This window comes from Butyrivibrio hungatei DSM 14810 (assembly GCF_900143205.1).
Classification (GTDB): domain Bacteria; phylum Bacillota; class Clostridia; order Lachnospirales; family Lachnospiraceae; genus Butyrivibrio; species Butyrivibrio hungatei.
Genome location: NZ_FRDH01000003.1, coordinates 274,158 through 294,056, shown reverse-complemented (window position 1 = coordinate 294,056; position 19,899 = coordinate 274,158). Strand labels below are relative to the sequence as shown.

Genomic DNA, 19,899 nt, shown 5'->3' with positions numbered 1-19,899 from the left:
TACGGAGGAAATAAATGAAAGCTTTCTTAATCTTAGAAGACGGAACCGTCTTTGAGGGAAAACATATAGGTGCAGACAAAGATGTTGTTAGTGAGATCGTTTTTAACACATCAATGGCTGGATACACAGAGGTATTTACAGACCCGTCTTATGCAGGCCAGGCAGTCTGCATGACATATCCGCTGATCGGTAACTACGGCGTATGCGTAGAAGATATGGAGTCAGAGAGAATCTGGGTAGATGCGGTTATTGTCCGTGAACTGTCTCATATTCCTTCTAACTTCAGATGTGACATGTCAATTCAGGAATTCCTTGAAAAGTATGAGATTCCAGGAATCGAAGGAATAGATACAAGAGCCCTTGTAAGGATCCTTAGAGAAAAGGGCACAATGAACGGATATATTACAACTAATGAGAATATCAAATACGAGGATATCAAGGCTAAGCTTGAAGCCTATACAACAGGAGATGTGGTTTCAAAGGTTTCCTGCAAAGAAAAGTATCTTGTAAAAGGCGTTTCAGATCTTAGCGAGAACGGACCACTTTCAGGCAGTGCGGTCTTCAATAAAGAAGATTACGAAGCATCAAGAAAGGGCGACAGTTCTAAGAAAGAGAAAAAGCCTGCAATCGTTAAGAAACTTAATGGTAAAGGCTTTAAGGTAGCTCTTTTAGACTTCGGTGCGAAGAGAAACATTGCAGATTCTCTTGCTGCAAGAGGATGTGATGTAACAGTATATCCTTCAAATACTTCAGCAGAAGAGATCCTTAAGGATAATCCAGATGGAATCATGCTTTCAAACGGCCCTGGAGATCCAAAGGAATGCAAAGATATCATAGTTGAGATCAAGAAACTTTATGATTCAAACAAGCCAATTTTTGCAATCTGTCTTGGACATCAGCTCATGGCTCTTGCAACTGGTGCTGATACCTACAAGATGAAGTATGGACACAGAGGTGGTAACCATCCGGTAAAAGACCTTGCTACTGGCAGAGTGTATATCTCATCCCAGAACCACGGCTACGTAGTAGACATGGATAAGATTGACAAGAATGTGGCTGAGCCAGCATTTATAAATGTAAACGATGGAACAAACGAAGGCCTTGCATATGTAGGCAAGAACATCTTTACGGTGCAGTTCCATCCGGAAGCATGCCCTGGACCACAGGATTCAAGCTATCTGTTTGATAGATTTATAAACATGTGCGCGAAAAGAGAGCCATGCATGAAGAGCGATACATAAAAAATATATGCTTGCATATATGTTTTTATGTATCACGATGAATATACGGCGACGCCGCGACAACGAGGAATTACGAAGTAATTTCGAGTCTGTCGGCATGGCGAGAAAGGAAAATAAATGCCCAAAAATTTAGATGTAAAAAAGGTACTGGTCATCGGTTCCGGTCCTATAGTAATTGGACAGGCCGCAGAATTTGACTATGCTGGAACACAGGCCTGCCGTTCCCTCAAAGAAGAAGGAATAGAAGTAGTACTTGTAAACTCAAACCCAGCTACAATCATGACAGATAAGGATATTGCTGACGAGGTTTATATCGAGCCTCTTACAGTAAAGGTCCTTGAACAGATCATTGAAAAGGAAAAACCAGACTCAATCCTTCCTACTCTTGGAGGACAGGCAGGACTTAATCTTGGCATGGAGCTTGATGAATCAGGCTTCCTTAAATCTCACGGAGTCAAGCTCCTTGGAACAACAGCTGAAACAATCAGAAAAGCTGAGGACAGACAGGAATTCAAGGACACCATGGAAAAGATCGGTGAGCCTTGCGCAGCTTCATTAGTTGTTCATAACGTTGAAGATGGTGTGGCTTTTGCCAACAAGATCGGATACCCAGTAGTTCTCAGACCTGCGTTCACACTTGGTGGATCAGGCGGTGGTATAGCTTATAACCAGGCTGAATGTGAAGAAATCCTTGAAAATGGTCTTAGACTTTCACGTGCCAACGAGGTACTGGTAGAGCGTTGTATCTCAGGTTGGAAGGAAATCGAGTACGAAGTAATGCGAGACAGTGCAGGAAACTGCATCACAGTCTGCAACATGGAAAACATTGATCCTGTAGGTGTTCATACAGGTGATTCAATAGTAGTTGCTCCTTCTCAGACTCTTTCTGATAAGGAATATCAGATGCTAAGAAGCGCAGCTCTTAATATCATTGATGAGCTTCAGATCACAGGTGGATGTAATGTACAGTTTGCTCTTCACCCAACAAGCTTTGAGTACTGCGTAATCGAGGTTAATCCTAGAGTTAGCCGCTCATCAGCTCTTGCTTCCAAGGCAACAGGTTATCCTATAGCCAAGGTTGCAGCCAAGATTGCTCTTGGTTATACACTTGATGAGATCAAGAATGCAATTACAGGAAAGACATATGCAAGTTTCGAGCCAACACTTGATTACTGCGTAGTAAAGTTCCCAAGACTTCCTTTCGATAAGTTCATTACAGCTAAGAGAACTCTTACAACTCAGATGAAGGCAACCGGTGAAGTTATGAGTATCTGCACTAACTTCGAAGGTGCTATGATGAAGGCTATCCGCTCTTTGGAGCAGCACGTTGACTGCCTTACAAGTTATGATTTCTCTGAACTTGATGACGAAGACCTTTTAGAGAGACTTAAGATTGTTGATGACCAGAGAATTTGGGTTATTGCTGAAGCTCTTAGAAGAGGAATCAGCCATGATCAGATCCATGACATCACAATGATCGATCACTGGTTCATCGACAAGCTTCATACACTTGTTAAGATGGAGCTCAAACTCCTAAGGATCGGTGAAAAGAACAGTGAAGGTAAGGCTGGTACATTAGAAGATGCCAAGAAGATCATCTCTTACGAGACACTTCTTGAGGCTAAGAGATTAGAGTATCCGGATGCAGTTATCTCAAGACTTACAAGATTTACACAGGATGTGTTAAAAGAGCTTAGGGATGAATACAATATTCATGCTACTTTCAAGATCGTAGATACCTGTGCTGCTGAGTTTGAGGCTGCAACACCATATTATTACTCAGTATATAACGGAAAAGACTCTGAGGATGAAGCCGCACTTAGTGCAAACAGTGGCAAGAAAAAGATCCTTGTACTTGGTTCAGGTCCTATCAGGATCGGACAGGGTATCGAGTTCGACTACTGTTCAGTTCATGCAACATGGGCATTCAAGAAAGCCGGATTTGAGACTATCATCATTAATAACAACCCAGAGACTGTATCAACTGACTTTGATATAGCTGATAAGCTCTACTTTGAGCCACTTACTCCAGAGGATGTTGAGAATATAGTTCGTCTTGAAAAACCAGACGGTGCGGTAGTTCAGTTTGGTGGACAGACTGCCATCAAGCTCACCCAGGATCTTATGAAGATGGGAGTTAAGATCTACGGTACAGATGCGAAGGACGTAGATGCTGCTGAAGATAGAGAGATCTTTGACCAGATCCTTGAAGAAACACAGATAAAGCGTGCTCAGGGTGCTACAGTCTATACAGCAGAAGAAGCCAAGGAAGTTGCTAACAGACTTGGTTATCCTGTACTTGTTCGTCCTTCATATGTACTTGGCGGACAGGGAATGCAGATAGCTCTTTCAGATGCTGAGATCGAAGAGTTCATGAATATCATCAACAGATATGCTCAGGATCACCCAATCCTTGTTGATAAATATCTTCAGGGTATTGAGACTGAAGTTGATGCCGTATGTGATGGCGAGGACATCGTGATCCCAGGTATCATGGAGCATATCGAGAGATCAGGTATTCACTCAGGAGATTCAATCTCTGTATATCCTGCACAGTCTCTTTCTGATAAGGTAAAAGAGACAATTGCCGAGTATACAAGAAGACTTGCCAAGGCACTTCATGTAATCGGACTTATAAATGTTCAGTTCATCGCTGTAGGAGATGAGGTTTACATCATCGAGGCAAACCCAAGATCATCCCGTACAGTTCCTTATATCAGTAAGGTAACAGGTATTCCTATAGTTGACCTTGCTGCAGAGGTTATGATGGGCAAGAAGCTCAAAGACCTTGGTTACAAGCCTGGACTTCAGCCAGAGGCTGGATATGTGGCTATCAAGATGCCAGTATTCTCATTTGAGAAGATCAGAGGAGCTGAGATCAGCCTTGGACCTGAGATGAAGAGTACAGGTGAATGTCTTGGTATCAGCAAGAACTTCAATGAAGCTCTTTATAAGGCTTTCGTTGGAGCAGGCGTCAAGCTTCCTAAATACAAACAGATGATCATTACAGTAAAAGACTCTGATAAGGGCGAGATTATCGATATTGCACGCAGATACGAAAAACTTGGATATATCATTTATGCAACTCGTTCAACAGCTGATACACTCAATGAGAACGGCGTAAAAGCAAGAAAGATCAACCGTATCAGCCAGGAGTCACCTACAGTTATCGACCTTATTCTTGGTCACAAGATTGACCTTGTTATCGATACACCTACTCAGGGAAGAGATAAGAGTCGTGATGGATTCCTTATCCGCAGAACTGCAATTGAGACAGGTGTTAACGTTATCACAGCCCTTGATACAGCAAGAGCTCTTGTAACAAGCTTGGAGACAGAAGAAACAGAAGAAGGTCTTGAACTCGTAGATATTGCTAAACTTTGATAATGTTATTCGGGGGATTACAATGTCAAAAATAATCTATGAAAATAAGCTTTCTTCACAGGAAGATATTAAAGATTTTATTTTGGAAGGAAAAGCCAGGATATCTTTTGATAACGGAGCCATGAGACTTGAGAATGAGCTTTCTGCAGAGGAAGGTCAGAAAGCCAACTTTGTTTTATGGTGTCCAGTGTCTTTTCCATCAGATGTTAAGATTGAATGGGAGTTCAGGCCAATAAAAGAGCCTGGACTTGCCATGATGTTTTTTGCAGCTAAAGCAAGAAACGGAGCTGGAAATATCTTTGACGAGGGACTTGAAAAACGAACTGGTGAGTACAGACAGTACCATTCAGGTGACATCAATGCCTTCCACGTTTCATATTTCAGAAGAAAAGAGCCAGATGAAAGAGCCTTTCATACCTGTAACTTAAGAAAAAGCTATGGTTTTCACCTGGTATGTCAGGGAGCAGATCCTATTCCTGATGCATCGGTTGATTCTGACTGGTACAAGATAACTGTTCTTAAGACCAAGAACAAAGTTGTATTCTTTGTAAATGACCTTCAGATATTTGAATTTGTCGATGATGGCATGACTTATGGAGATCTTTTGACAGGTGGAAACGTAGGATTTCGTCAGCTTGCACCTATGATCGCTGAGTATAGAAACCTTAAAGTGACCTGGATCTGATAAAGAGGATAAGAGATGAAGATACTTGTAATTAACGGACCAAACTTAAACTTTCTTGGAATAAGAGAAAAGGCAGTATATGGCAATCAGGACTATGACTACCTTTGCAATCTTATTAGCGAAAAAGCCAAAAAAGATGGCGATGAAGTAGTTCTTTTCCAGTCCAACCACGAAGGAGCCATAATCGACAGGATCCAAGAGGCCTACAGTGATGGTACAGAAGGCATAGTCATCAATCCTGGAGCTTATACACACTATAGCTACGCCATCCACGACGCCCTTAAGAGCATCGAGAACATCACCAAAGTAGAAGTCCATATCTCAGACATCCAGTCCCGTGAAGAATTCCGCAAGATCTCAGTAACAGCACCTGCCTGTGACAAGCAGATCTACGGTCACGGCCTTGATGGATATCTGGAGGCTATGGATTACATCAAGGAAACCCACTAAGCGTTTTTGGTTTCTTAAAGGGCATTATCTTGATGCTTTTATGATAAAAAATGGAAACGGAGTGGGTTACATAAAATTTGTGCAATTATGTACAGATTTAGGTCAATATTTTAATAAAAATGTAAAACAAATAATGCTATAATCCTAGCAAATATCATTTTTGGGGGATTATGGTGTTGAAGATTATTAAGAATATGAGGTACAAGTATAGAGTGCTAATTGCGATAACACTGTTTCTTATTGTGACAGTGGTGTCCTTTGGCACTATTTTTGTGCGCAGTTATATAGAAAGAAATACGGAACTGAGGGTTTCAGAACTATCTAAAGATACTGATAATATCATGGCAAGTTTGGAGAATACTTTTGTTACCGTATATAAATATTATCTTGCAACTCAGACAAATGATGAGGTCAAGTATATCGTTGAGAACGATATTGATTATGATCAGGTCAGCGCCATAACTGATGCAGCGGATACTCTTTCTGGTAATAATATAGTTTCTGATTATGTTTCTGCTTATACGCTTGTAAACTTTAAGACAGGCACTGTCTTGGGTAGTAGGGGAAGATATCCAACAAGCGAGGTCCTTAACCTTGATGAGATCATGGATATCTATAATACCTACATAGAAACCTACACCAAGAACCTTTGGATATATATAGACAGCGAAGCTCCAGACAAGAATTCAAGGGACTACAGGATGACAGTCCCTATCAGCGGTCTTGATCTGATACTGTTTGTTCCTTATTCAGAGGTCACTCCATATGCACTATTTGTCATAAATATGAATATGAAACAGATAACGACTGATCTGAAAAAACAGCTTCAAAAGAATCAGGATGCAGTTCTTTACTCTGCTGATGGAGAGGTTATCTTTTCAACAAATGACGAACTGGTGAAGCTTATAGATCAGTACAAACTAGACGAGCCAGATGAGACCAGTCACATTCTTAATATAGGAAAAGGCAAAAAAGTTTATGTAAGCAGAAGTACCTATTCAGTGGCAGGACTTCAGCTTTATGTTTCTTATTACAATGAAGGACTTGAGATATTTACTAATATATATCAGGTGTTTGGATTTGTGATTGTTGTATTACTTTTGTTATTGATATCGATAATCGTTTTCTATAGCATATACAAGCCAATTCACGCCGCTGCATCTGAGATTGCCAAGGAAAATTCTGAACAGCTCCTTCCTGGAGAGGACGAACTGAAATATTTGACTAACAGCGTAAAAAGGCTCGATAACAAAAATGAAGCGCTGATTGAACACACCACAAATCTATTTGCAATGAGGCTTTACAGAAATGAGCTTACCAAAGAAGAGATAGATCAATATATCTACAGACTTTCTCTATCGGACAAGATTCCAGAGAATTACCTGATAATAACACTTGTTCTTAAGATGATAAATGAAGACACTGTTATCTCTGCTGATGAAGAGAAGAGAATATGCACAGAGATCATAGATGAGCTCAAAAGGAATGTTGATACCAGAAAGTACTTTCTTCCTATGGTGTATTACTCAAGATCAGTTGTTGCCTTTGTGGAAACGAAGGATACTGAGGAGTTCAGGGAGATCATGTTAAAGAACTACAATTACATCAGGCAGTACATCTACAACAAGTACGGTATGAACATTGGAATAGGTATCAGCAGACCATACACCAATATCTACCAGATAAATGAGGCGTACACAGAAAGTGCTCAGGCTATACAGCATGGAAAGATAGATACAGGAAGCTTTGTAAGCCGCTACAGTGAAGATTCTGGATATGCGCTTGTTAAGTACGATGAAGACAAGGAACAGGAACTTCAAAGAGCATTAAGGCTTGGTGATAAAGAATCAGCTTATAGGTTGATTGATGAGATATTTGCTAATCTCATAGGACAAAAAATAACACGTGATAACACAATACCAATACTATTACAGCTGGTTAATTCCATAGTAATGGAAGCTCAGAACTCTGGCCTGGGAATGGATGTATTTAGAGAAGAAGTTAAAGATATTTATCCTGTAATCATTGATTACCATGATCTTAACAGAGTTAGAAAGTATATTAAGTTTAATATGATAGATCCTGTGATCTACAAGCAGAATCAGCTCATTGAGAATCAGTCAGGAACAATAATGGCTGCTATTGAACAGCTGGTTGAATCAAAATCTGGAAACATTACTATTAATGAATGTTCAGAGATACTTAGCTATCATACAAGCTATATCTGGCGAGTCTTAAAGGAAGAAAAGAATATGACCTTCACAGAGTATGTGGAGCAGTATAAGTTAAAGCTTGCAAAAGATCTTTTGACAAATTCGGATATGACAGTTGGAGCAATAGCAGAGAAACTTAGTTATACAAACGCACAGAACTTTATAAGATTCTTTAACAAGATGGTAGGAACTACTCCTGGTAAATTCAGACAGGTATCCAGGGCAGAACAGGTATAATCATTTTGTTGATTACTTCTAAAAACATCCGAGAAATCGGGTGTTTTTTATTATGCAAGAAATTGATTATAGACGTTATGAGATGAGCATTCATATAATTTCCACATACAAAGCGAACAGCTTGAAATAAAGACACAATTACTAAAACGCTTTTAGGAGGTAGGTATGAATAGTAGTAAAGATCGAAAGCTACTGGCATACGTGTGGCGTCACAAAGGATTATATCTGATGCTGCTTCCGGGACTATTGTACTTCATCTTGTTCCGATATGTGCCAATGGCAGGTCTCGTAATCGCTTTTAAAAACTATTCCCCATTCCAGGGAATATGGGGAAGTCCATGGGTAGGGTTTGATAACTTTAAACAGTTCTTTTCAAATCAGGACTTCCTGATATTACTTAGAAATACACTTGGTATTTCATTAACCCAGTTGGTTTTATATTTCCCAGCTCCGATCATCTTATCTCTTTTACTTAATGAGATCAGACACAACTGGTACAAGAGGCTTGTTCAGACATTTATTTATATCCCTCACTTTGTATCATGGGTTATTGTAGCTTCACTTTCATATCAGCTCTTTAACACAAATGACGGTCTTATAAATATGCTCATTAAGATGATGGGCGGATCAGCAATCCCTATTCTTTCAAGTGCCAAGCATTTCTGGGGACTGATCGTTGGTCAGGACATTTGGAAAGAAACTGGTTATGGAACAATCATTTATCTGGCAGCTCTTGCTGGCGTTGATCAGGAAATGTACGAGGCAGCCAGAGTAGATGGTGCCGGAAGATGGCAGATGATGTGGCACATCACACTTCCTGCGATCAAGAGCACAGTAATCATCATGTTGATCCTTAGAGTTGGTTCAATTCTTAACACAGGCTATGAGCAGATATTCCTTATGAGAAACGATCTTAACGTAGCTTATGCAGAAGTTTTTGATACCTTCATCTATACAAGAGGTATTCAGAACGCACAGTATTCATTCTCAACAGCAGCTGGTATGTTTAAGTCCATCGTCGGAATGATCATGGTACTTGGTGCTAACTGGACAGCTAAAAAAGCTGGTGAGTCAGGAATCTATTAAGGAAGGAGGAAGAAAACGTGGCTAAAACAAAGATCATTAAAAGAGATGCCCGCGGCGTAAAGATGAGTCTTGGATATAGAATTACAGACGTTATCATCTATACACTTATGGGATGCGTTGGAATTATCACACTTCTTCCATTCCTCTACATTGCAGCAGGTTCATTTGCTACAGACAGAGAGTTGACGGAGAGAGCATTCTTCATCATTCCAAGAGTATGGTCTCTTAACGCATACAAATATTCTATCAATAATGGAAACATCTTACTGGGACTTAAGAATTCATTTATCCTTACACTTTTTGGAACAGTAGTGAACATGGTTCTTTCTACTACATTCGCTTATCCACTTTCCAAAAAGCATTTCAAGGGAAGAAACTTCTTCCTTAACATGGTAATCGTAACGATGCTTTTCTCAGGCGGTATGATTCCAACATTCATGGTACTTAGAGCCTATGGACTTTATGATTCATACTGGGCACTTATCCTTATCGGAGCCATCAGCCCCTTCAATATGATCATCATAAAGAACTTTTTCCAGGAGCTTCCTATGGAGCTTGAGGAAGCAGCATATATGGATGGAGCAAGTGAGTTTAGAACATTCCTTACTATCATTCTTCCACTTTCCAAATCAGTACTTGCTTCAATATCTCTTTTCTACGCAGTAGGCTACTGGAACGATTATTTCAACGCTATGATCTATCTTCAGACACCTAGCAAATACACAGTACAGATCATGCTGAGAAATATTGTTCTTAAGGCAAGTGCTATCAGTGATATCATGATGGACTACTATGACCAGAATGGAGCTCCACCAGATAAAGCAGTTAAAATGGCAACAACACTTATTGCAACTGTACCTATCCTCGTAATATACCCATTCGTTCAGAAGTTCTTTACAAAAGGAGTTATGGTAGGAGCGGTTAAAGGTTGAGAGCAGAACTTCCTTATTTCAAGGAAGTTTGCATATATTTTTTCATCCAATGAAGGAGGATTTCTATGAAAAAGAAGTTATTAGCAACATTACTAAGTGCTTCTATGGTACTTGGGGTAGTAGCGTGTGGCTCAAACACACAGACAACAGGAACAGATTCTACAGCATCAACACAGACAGCTGACAATGCGGGGGCAGATACAGCTTCTGATGCACCTGTAGAGTATCCACCTGTAACATTTATGGCAATCGACTTTAACTCAGGTGCATCTAACACAGGTGACTATGCTGAGCAGGTTATGCAGCAGCTTGAGGAACATACAGGCGTTGACGTTGAAATCCAGTGGGTACAGAGTGATGTACTTGAAGAGAAGGCAACACTTGCAATGCAGGATCCTAAGTCTATGCCAATGATCATGACATGGAACGGCGCTGTAACAGGAACAGTTGTAACAGCAGCTAAGCAGGGTGCTTTTGTTGACCTTACAGAGTACCTTAAGGATTCTACAAAGTATCCTAACCTTTCACAGCAGAACCCAGGAGTAGCAGAGTCTCTTACAGTAGATGGCAAGCAGATCGGTATCTACAGAGCACGTGTACTTGGTCGTTATGGTCTTTCATATCGTCAGGACTGGGCTGATGCACTTGGACTTGCTGAGCCTAAGACAATCGATGATGTTTACAACATGCTTTACCAGTTCACATATGGCGATCCAGATGGAAACGGCAAGAACGATACAATCGGTCTTGAGATGACATCTTACACAGGTCCTTTCGATATCATGCAGACATGGTTTGGTTGCGGTAACGGATGGGCTGAGAAAGATGGAAAGCTTATTCCAGTATGGCAGCAGGATGAGTACCTTGAGGCTCTTAACTGGTTCAAGAAGTGCTACGAAGAAGGCCTTATGCCTTCAGACTGGGCTTCACGTACAACAGACACATGGTCAGATGGATGTAAGAATGGTGAGAACGGTGTATATATCGACGTTCTTGATGGTGGAAGACGTATCTGGGATTACTTCGTAAACAACGAGATTCCTTCAGTTACAGATCCTTCACAGTTTGCTTCAATGAACCTTCTTAGCAACATCAATGGCAAGACAATGGCAACATCAGGTTACAACGGATACTTCACACTTTCAGCTTCAACTTGCGACACACCAGAGAAGATCGAAGCAGCTCTTACACTTCTCGACAAGATGTGTGATGAGGAGATGCTTATCCTTACAAACTATGGTCTTGAGGGTGTTACATACGAGATCAACGAGAACGGCAATGTAGTTCGTCTTGATGCTTCTGATGATGCTCTTAAGGCTAACTACAACGGACTTAACCAGCTCGTTGCTTACATTCCTGGAACAGAGTCAGAACTTACAGAGGAAAAGACAGAGCGTCAGATCAAAGAGGCAGATGTAAAGGCAGATGCTGAGAAGTATGCAGTTCTTAACCCAGCTCTTCCATACCTTATCAACTCAGCTACATACGCTTCACAGGGTAAGGACCTTGATGACAAGATCTCACAGGCTCGTACACAGTATATCTGCGGCGAGATCAATGAGGACGAGCTCAAGGCTGCTTGGCAGGATGTTCTTGATCGTGGATATCAGCAGATCATTGATGAAGTAAATGCACAGGTAAAATAATAAGTAAAGATTGAATCTCAAGCCGTCGCAAAGTCTGCGGCGGCTTGGGTGTTTAATGAAGGGAAAAAAGAGATGGAAGTAAAAAGATTAGAAAACAGATCTTCAAAGGGCTATACAACATTTGGAAGTATGTGGGAAAAAGGAAAACTTCATGGAGATAATATCTCTTTTACCCTGAAAGGTGAAAATGGACAGGTTCCAGTTCAGTCAAGGGTTACAGCTTATTGGCCTGATGGAAGTATCAAGTGGGCCGCTCATACTGCAGATGCGGAAGCTATGGGCAAAAAAGCTGTTATTGATCCGGTTTTGAATCAGGAAATCAGTTATGGCAAAGGTAAGATCGAGGTTTCTGACATGGGACAGGACGGATTCCGTATAGAAGCGGGATCTGTCTCTGTGCTCGTGTGTAAGGACGGAGATAAGCTGTTTAAAGAAGCTCTTTTTAAGGGCAAGAAATACATAGAGTCTGCCAGATGTGATGCTCTAATTGAGAATCGGAAGGGTGAATATAATAAAGAAGTTCATTCATACAAGGGAATCGTTAAAAATGCAGAAATAGTGGAAGAAGGAGATGTGCGCGTTGTTGTTAAGTTCTCTGGAACCCACATCAGTACTGAAAACAAGGAGTCCAAAAGACTTCCATTCACGATCTACATGGAAATCTACAGAGATTGCCCTGAATTTAGGTTTACACACACTTTCTTTTTGGATATAGATGAATCAAAAGAGTTTATAAAGGGTGTAGGAATCTCTTTTGACGTGCCTGTAAGTGGAGAGCAGTATAACAGACATTTCAAGGCACTTGCAGATAATGGAGCCTTTTCAGAAGTTGGTGCAATGCTTCTTTGTTGGCATCCAAGAGTATCTGATGAGATCTATCACAAACAGATAAAGGGCGAGAAGATCATACTTGATCCAGAGAGCGAAGAGGGCAGAAATGCTATAGATGCTTCCAAAATGATGCCTGTGTGGGATGAGTACAGACTCTATCAGGATAGCTCTGAACACTTTGTTATCAGGAAAAGAACTGCCAAAGCCAATGTATGCCTTATAGACGGCCTTCATGGACACAGAGCCCCTGGCGTTATTTCTTTTGGCTCAGATGAAGGAAGTGTCATGCTGGGACTCAAGGACTTCTGGCAGAAATACCCTTCAACATTATCAGTAAAGGACCTGTCTAAGAACATGGCTACAGGAACCATTTGGCTTGTGACTCCTGATGCAGATGCCATGGACTTTAGGCACTATGAAGATACAGGCTATTCACAAACTTACTACGAGGGCTTTGATGTATTTGGCGCAAGTGCCTATGGAATTGCCAATACCTCTGAGTTTGCGGTTCGATTTAACGAGAATGTGATCCCATCAGATACTGAGCTTTCAGATTTCTGTGAGAGCATTCAGAAGAAAGCTCTTTACATAGCTTCACCAGAGTACTATCACGATCTGCGTGCATTTGGCTATTGGAGCCTTGTTAAAAGAGATAGTGAAGCCGAGAACTGGCTTGAAGACCAGCTTGAAAGTGCATTTGAATTCTATAAGAGTGAAGTAGAAGTAAGAAAATGGTATGGAATGTTTGACTATGGCGATTTCATGCATACCTACGACAAGGAAAGGCACTCCTGGCGTTATGATATGGGTGGATACGCCTGGCAGAACACTGAGCTTGTGCCAACCTTCTGGCTTTGGTTTTATTTCCTAAGGACCCAGAGAGAGGACGTCTTTACTATATGCGAAGCTATGACAAGGCATTGCTCTGAGGTTGATATCTACCATTTTGGTAAGTATCAGGGACTTGGCTCAAGGCACAATGTACGCCATTGGGGATGTCCTTGTAAAGAGCCAAGGATCGCCATGGCTGGTCACAACAGGATGATGTACTTTTTAACTGGCGATTTCAGGTTAAGAGACATTTTTGATGAAGTAAAGGATGCAGATTTTTCAACAATTGAGACTGATCCTCTTAGATTTTTCTTTGATAAAAAGGAAATGGTCTATCCTACACATGCAAGAACCGGCCCAGATTGGAGCAGCTATGTTTCCAACTGGCTCACACAGTGGGAGATAAACAAAAATAACGCATATCTTGATAAGATAAAGACTGGCATTGAAGACTTGAAGCAGACACCTCTAAGACTTCTTTCAGGAACAGATTTCGAATATGATCCAAAGACAAGTCATTTGAGGTATATTGGAGATAGAGCAACGGGAGGAAGTCATCTTTCCATCTGTCAGGGATCTGAGCAGACATGGCTTGAGCTGACAGATCTATTGGATGATACTAAGTGGAATGAGATGCTTGCTTACTATGGAACGTTTTATCCCCTTGATAATGAGACACAAAATAAGCTCTCAGGCGGCAGGATAGGTAACAGAAGCTTTGCATATCCATTTATGGCAGCAGGTGTCATAGCTTATGGTGCCTACTATAATAAGGACAGAGAACTTGGCAAAAAAGTCTGGGAGATCCTTAAGGACAGTCTTAAGACTGAACTTAAAGATGGTGCCATCAAGACAGTAGATGTGCCTCTTGCTGGTAATCAGAAGGTGCTAAAAGAGATTCCATGGGTATCTACAAATGTCTTTGCCCAGTGGTGCCTTAACGCCATTGTGGCCCTTGAATTTGTAAGAGATGACCTTCCAGAGAGCTTTAACTAGGAGGATGCAGATGAAAAAGACAAAGATTTTCTTGGCTGGGGATTCCACAGTTCAGACCTACAAATTAAGTGATGCTCCGCAGTGCGGCTGGGGAGCGGAGCTTTACAAATACTTTGATGCATTAGATGTATGTATCAGGCATTCGAAAGGCTCAAGCTTCGATAATGCTGTTTCTTATGAGACGTCTAGTGTGATTATTGATAACAGAGCCATGGCAGGCAGGAGTTTAAAGAGCTTTTCGGATGAGGGCAGATGGCAAGACCTTATAAAAGACGTTTCAAATGGCGATTATGTCCTTATCCAGTCAGCCCACAATGATGCCTACAAGGAAAAGGAAGAGAGATATCTGTCTCCTTCTGAGTACAAGGAAAGGCTAAAGAAAGAATATGTTGAGGCGATTCTTTCTAAAGGCGCTGTGCCGGTTCTAGTGACTGCCATAGCCATGAAGGATTTTGATGACAATAAGGTATGCAGGATCTCTTTTCCTGAATATAGAGACAAGATGATGGAGCTGGCAGAAGAGATGAAGCTTGAACTCATTGATCTTGGAAAAGAGACAGCGCAGTACAACACGAAGATTGGGGAAGAAGCCTGCAAGGGAATATACATGAACCTTGATAAGGACATGTTTGAAAGTGCACCTTTAGGAAAAGAAGATAATGCACATCTAAAATTTGAAGGTGCTTTTGTATATGCAGGTTTTGTTGCAAAGAGACTAAAGGAAATAATTGGTGCGTAAGGCACCAAAGGGAGACAAATGGAACAGAGAGAAAACCTAAGCAGAGGACTTATAGCAGTAAAGACTAACACAGGAATCTTTTTATCCTGGAGACTATTTAAACGAGAGGCCTTTGGACATAATGATACAGGCTTAACTGGTGTTTCTTTTAATATATACAGGGATGGAGACCTTATAGCCAACGTAAATGATTCAACTAATTATCTGGATAAAGATGGTACGGAAGACTCTAGATATTGCGTGGAATTGGTGATTCCGGAAGTCTTAAGGGAACATTACAAAAGTAACTGTCAGTGTATGAAAGCTCTTTATGCCGAGGGAAAGAGCGCTGAAGTTACTGCCTTTACAAGTGGCAAGAACTATATCGATATTCCTGTAAAAAAGCCAGAGGGAGGCGTGACACCTGCTGGCGAGAAATTTGAATATACTCTGAATGATATGAGTGTTGGCGATGTAGACGGTGATGGAGAGTATGAATATATCGTAAAATGGGACCCTACAAATTCTCAGGACGTGTCTATCAAGGGTTATACCGGCAGATGCATAATTGATTGCTACAGACTTTCAGGCCAGATCCTCTGGAGACTGGATATGGGACCTAACATCAGAGCTGGTGCTCACTACACTCAGTTTATGGTCTATGATTTTGATGGAGATGGCAAGGCTGAGATGGCAGTCAAGACAGCTCCCGGTACCAAGATCACAAGGTATGATGAATCAGGAAAAGAGACATCTACTAAATTCATCACAATTCCTAAAAAAGACGTATTAAAGGGCGTTGCACATACCAATAGATACGTATGCTCAGCTGAGGATTACAGAAAGCATATGATAGCTCTTTTCATGTATTGGACTGAGCATCCTGAGGTTAAGGCTGGACATTGGCCGGCTACATTGGAAGAGTGCTTTGGAATCCCTGTTAAATACAGCTATCCTCTTAGTAGGAAGGACGCTGAAGAACTTGTAGATTACTTTATCAATGTGTTCGCCAGGGAAAAGAGCCCTAGAAACGAGCTTGATAAGTTCGAGGGCTTTATATATGAAGGACCTGAATATCTTACAATGTTTTCAGGTGGCGGAAGAGAGCTCTGCACAATAGATTATCCTGTGCCAAGAGGCGATGACGGGCTTATGTGGGGTGATTATGCCATGAAGAGGATAGAGCCCTGCAACAGAGTCGACAGATTCCTTGCTGGTGTTGCATATCTTGATGGTCAGCATCCTAGCCTTGTTATGTGCAGAGGTTATTATACCAGAACTACTCTAGCAGCATACAATTTTGATGGCACAAGATTTGTTCCGCTGTGGCTTGTGGACAGCGGACATGTGCCAATGAAGAATCCTTTCAATGATAACCCACATGGCGGAGTAGGAAGTGATCCTGTTTACGGCATTTTGGCTGGCCAGGGCAATCATTCTCTTGCTGTAGCTGATGTTGATGATGATGGCAAGCAGGAGATCATCTATGGTGCAGCTTGCATCGATCATGATGGCAGCGTTTTATATTCAAGCTATGACTATCTTCCTGATGGAACCTACGCCAAGATGGGGCATGGAGATTCAATGCATGTGGCTCATATTGACCCGGACAGAGAAGGTTTCCAGATATTCAACGTATTTGAAGGCGCCAAGGCAGCTCCTTATGGTTATGCTCTGAGAGATGCCAGAACTGGCGTAGTTATAAGAGGAATCGATGAGGCTGGAAAAGATACTGGTAAATTTGGAGTTTATGCAGAATCAGACCTTGGAAGATGCATGATAGGAGATATTGATCCTCATGTCAGAGGACTTCAGTGCTGGGTAAATGATGTTTATTCCTGCAAGGGACAGAAGCTTGACCTGAAGGCTCCATCTACCAACCAGGCTATTCGCTGGGCAGCAGATCTTTCTACTCAGGTGATCGATGGACATGACTATATTGATGGCGAGCACAGAGGTGTCATCAATGACATAACTCATGGCGTGATGCTTGCTCCAGAGAATACCCTCACCAATAACGGAACAAAAGGTAATCCTTGCCTAGTGGCAGATCTTTTTGGAGACTTCAGAGAAGAGATAGTACTCCGTCTTGAGGATAACTCAGCTCTTCGTATATATACCAACACAGATATCACAGAGCACAAGCTTTACACACCAATGGATGATATCATGTACCGCGTAAGTGTTGCTTGGCAGAATACCTGCTATAACCAGACAGGTTACACCAGCTATTATTATGCTTCTGATATGGATTTTGGAAAAGTACCTCTAGACTATTGATTTAATAAGGTTCTCTTTACAAGAAAAACAGCATGTGATAATTTATTACATGCTGTTTCTTTTATTATTCAGTTCCTTTTCGGAACAGAAGCTATATGCGGATTCCCGCAATTCATATGGCTTTTTCAAACAAAGAAATTGTTTAACAAAAAAAGATATTATCTTATAATTAAGGAGGATTCTTTTTATCCATTTTATGGGATTTGAAAGGGAAAAAGTATGGATGAATTATTGGAATTATTAAATAACGTAGAGGATACATACGAGGGATTTGTTCTCGGAGTTATCGCATATGTGAAAATAGAAGGTAATGAAAAGAAGATAGATATGATCAAAAACTTTATCATTGAACATCCTGAAGCATTATCATCTGACATCTTAGAATTCATTACAGAAAAAACAGGATTCTTTGAGTCAGTAAATAGACACAATAGAATGAAAAAAGAATCTGCGATGATGTAAAAATGTATGCAAAAAATGGTTGAAAAAAAAAGACTTTTAGTATAAACTAAGTTAGTTGTTTGATGTGATAATATTTGGCGAACGGACGTCTGAAAGCCGTTGCCGTTATTTTAGGAGGATTTTTATGATTTCTGCAAGTGATTTCAGAAATGGTGTAACCATCGAGATTGATGGCAACGTATGTCAGATTATTGAATTCCAGCATGTTAAGCCTGGTAAGGGCGCTGCTTTCGTAAGAACAAAGCTCAAGGATATCATCAACGGCGGTGTTAAGGAGACAACTTTCCGTCCTACTGAGAAGTTCCCTGCAGCTAGAATTGACAAGAAGGATATGCAGTATCTCTATCAGGATGGCGACATCTACAACTTCATGGATTCAGAGACTTATGAGCAGATCGGACTTACATCAGATCAGATCGGTGATTCTCTTAAGTTCGTTAAGGAGAACGAGGTTTGTAAGATTATGTCTTACAACGGAAGTGTATTCGCAGTTGAGCCTCCAATGTTCGTAGAACTTACAATCACAGAGACAGAGCCTGGTTTCAAGGGCGATACAGCTACAGGTGCTACAAAGCCTGCTACTGTTGAGACAGGTGCTAGCGTATCAGTACCTCTCTTTGTTAACGAAGGTGATGTTATCAAGATCGATACTAGAACAGGTGAGTATCTCTCAAGAGTTTAATCAGTAATACTGAATATAGAAACTAAACGTAAGACAATAGTTAAACGCGAAATGCGTTTTTCTATTGTCTTTTCTTTTGCTCAAAAATAAGAAATTCAAATGGAAATGAAAGGTTTATTTAGTAAATGGATATTAAAGAATTTGGAAATATTATCGTGGCAGAAATTGCTGATGTACTTGGAGATAGTGTGGAGGTTAGCTATAAGGAGGTCCTTAAGAATAACGGCATTATTTGTCACGCTGTTCATATCAAGAAAAAGGGCGAAAATATAGCGCCAACGATCTATCTTGATCAGTATTATAAGGACTACAAGAATGGAATAGTTCTTATGAAGATAGTCAGAAATATCTTGGAGTTTTATCGTAAGCATGCACCAGAGGGCTCAGTTGACGTGAATTATTATGAGGATTTTTCTAAGATTTGTGGAAAACTCTTTTTTAAAGTGATCAACTTTGAGAAAAATAGAAAATACTTGGAAGATGTACCTTTTGTCATGTTTGAGGACCTTGCGTTAGTGCCACTTGTTAATGTCGATGATGAATTTCTTGGACCTGGAGTCATTGTTGTCAAAAAAGATCATCTTAAAAACTGGGAGATCTCAGAAGATGAGCTTTGGGAGAATATCTATGAGAATGCCCCCACTGCACAGCCTTTTACAATCGAACACATCCTTGAAACTCTTGGAGATAAAGGTAAAGAACTAGCTCCATTTCTGAGCCAACTTGATATGTACGTTATCTCCAATGAAGCCAAGACAAACGGCGCTGGAGTATTTCTTTATCCAGGTGTTTCAGAGAAAATTTCAGAGAAGCTTGGAGGAGATTTCATTGTCCTCCCTGCATCCATACATGAAGCAATTGTCATGCCTTACTTTGAAGAGGAAGGAAAGAGAGAGTTTCTCTATTCTATGGTTAAGGAAGTAAACTCAATGGTCGTAGGTGGAGGAGATGTGCTAAGTGATAGTGTGTATCTGTATGAAGCTGAAAATAACACTGTTAGAATACTTTAATATTGAAAAATAGAAAAAACACCTTGGATTCAACAGGAGATCAGTTAATCTAAGATCCCACATCTGTTCGTTCTCAAGATGTTTTTTTCTGATTTCAACATATCAGATGCAATCTGATATGTCAATAGTGAAAAATGCACCCGACAGGAATCGAACCTGCATTAAAGGCGTCGGAGGCCTTCGTTCTATCCATTAGACTACGGGTGCCAAATACC

Annotated in this window: 14 protein-coding genes and 1 tRNA gene; 14 read left to right on the top strand and 1 reads right to left on the bottom strand. The window is 40.7% G+C overall.

Going from position 1 to position 19,899, the window contains the following annotated elements:
- Positions 1-14: 14 nt before the first annotated feature.
- From BUA02_RS01360 to BUA02_RS01295, 14 genes are all read left to right on the top strand, one after another.
- Positions 15-1,241 (top strand): carbamoyl phosphate synthase small subunit, encoded by a 1,227-nt coding sequence (locus tag BUA02_RS01360; RefSeq protein ID WP_072700370.1) that lies wholly within the window; start codon positions 15-17, stop codon positions 1,239-1,241.
- A 117-nt stretch (positions 1,242-1,358) separates the two neighbouring features.
- Entirely contained in the window at positions 1,359-4,625 is a 3,267-nt protein-coding gene (carB, locus tag BUA02_RS01355; RefSeq protein ID WP_072700368.1) for a carbamoyl-phosphate synthase large subunit, read from the top strand.
- Between the two features lie 22 nt (positions 4,626-4,647).
- Positions 4,648-5,310: a DUF1961 family protein gene (locus tag BUA02_RS01350; protein ID WP_072700366.1), complete on the top strand. Its 663-nt coding sequence runs from the start codon at positions 4,648-4,650 to the stop codon at positions 5,308-5,310.
- 15 nt (positions 5,311-5,325) lie between these two features.
- Positions 5,326-5,760, top strand: a complete 435-nt coding sequence (locus BUA02_RS01345; RefSeq protein WP_072700364.1) for a type II 3-dehydroquinate dehydratase — start codon at positions 5,326-5,328, stop codon at positions 5,758-5,760.
- Between the two features lie 176 nt (positions 5,761-5,936).
- The gene (locus BUA02_RS01340; RefSeq protein ID WP_178297588.1) at positions 5,937-8,210 is read left to right on the top strand and encodes a helix-turn-helix transcriptional regulator; all 2,274 of its coding nucleotides are present in this window, start codon (positions 5,937-5,939) and stop codon (positions 8,208-8,210) included.
- Between the two features lie 165 nt (positions 8,211-8,375).
- Positions 8,376-9,296, top strand: a complete 921-nt coding sequence (locus BUA02_RS01335; RefSeq protein WP_072700360.1) for an ABC transporter permease — start codon at positions 8,376-8,378, stop codon at positions 9,294-9,296.
- 17 nt (positions 9,297-9,313) lie between these two features.
- Positions 9,314-10,228, top strand: a complete 915-nt coding sequence (locus BUA02_RS01330) for a carbohydrate ABC transporter permease (protein WP_242946453.1) — start codon at positions 9,314-9,316, stop codon at positions 10,226-10,228.
- A 65-nt stretch (positions 10,229-10,293) separates the two neighbouring features.
- The gene (locus BUA02_RS01325) at positions 10,294-11,874 is read left to right on the top strand and encodes an extracellular solute-binding protein (RefSeq protein WP_071176612.1); all 1,581 of its coding nucleotides are present in this window, start codon (positions 10,294-10,296) and stop codon (positions 11,872-11,874) included.
- A 72-nt stretch (positions 11,875-11,946) separates the two neighbouring features.
- A complete protein-coding gene (locus BUA02_RS01320; RefSeq protein ID WP_072700358.1) occupies positions 11,947-14,532 on the top strand; it encodes an exo-rhamnogalacturonan lyase family protein in 2,586 nt (861 codons plus the stop codon).
- Positions 14,533-14,542: 10 nt separating this feature from the next.
- Positions 14,543-15,271: a rhamnogalacturonan acetylesterase gene (locus BUA02_RS01315; protein WP_072700356.1), complete on the top strand. Its 729-nt coding sequence runs from the start codon at positions 14,543-14,545 to the stop codon at positions 15,269-15,271.
- An 18-nt stretch (positions 15,272-15,289) separates the two neighbouring features.
- A complete protein-coding gene (locus tag BUA02_RS01310) occupies positions 15,290-17,530 on the top strand; it encodes a rhamnogalacturonan lyase (RefSeq protein WP_072700354.1) in 2,241 nt (746 codons plus the stop codon).
- Positions 17,531-17,749: 219 nt separating this feature from the next.
- On the top strand, positions 17,750-17,992 hold the full coding sequence (locus BUA02_RS01305; RefSeq protein WP_071176607.1) for a hypothetical protein: 243 nt from the start codon (positions 17,750-17,752) through the stop codon (positions 17,990-17,992).
- 124 nt (positions 17,993-18,116) lie between these two features.
- Positions 18,117-18,674, top strand: a complete 558-nt coding sequence (efp, locus tag BUA02_RS01300) for an elongation factor P (protein WP_072700352.1) — start codon at positions 18,117-18,119, stop codon at positions 18,672-18,674.
- Between the two features lie 125 nt (positions 18,675-18,799).
- Positions 18,800-19,684, top strand: a complete 885-nt coding sequence (locus tag BUA02_RS01295) for a DUF5688 family protein (protein WP_072700350.1) — start codon at positions 18,800-18,802, stop codon at positions 19,682-19,684.
- A gap of 135 nt (positions 19,685-19,819) precedes the next feature.
- Here the strand turns inward: BUA02_RS01295 and BUA02_RS01290 are convergent.
- Positions 19,820-19,891 (bottom strand) — tRNA-Arg (locus tag BUA02_RS01290).
- Positions 19,892-19,899: the final 8 nt, after the last annotated feature.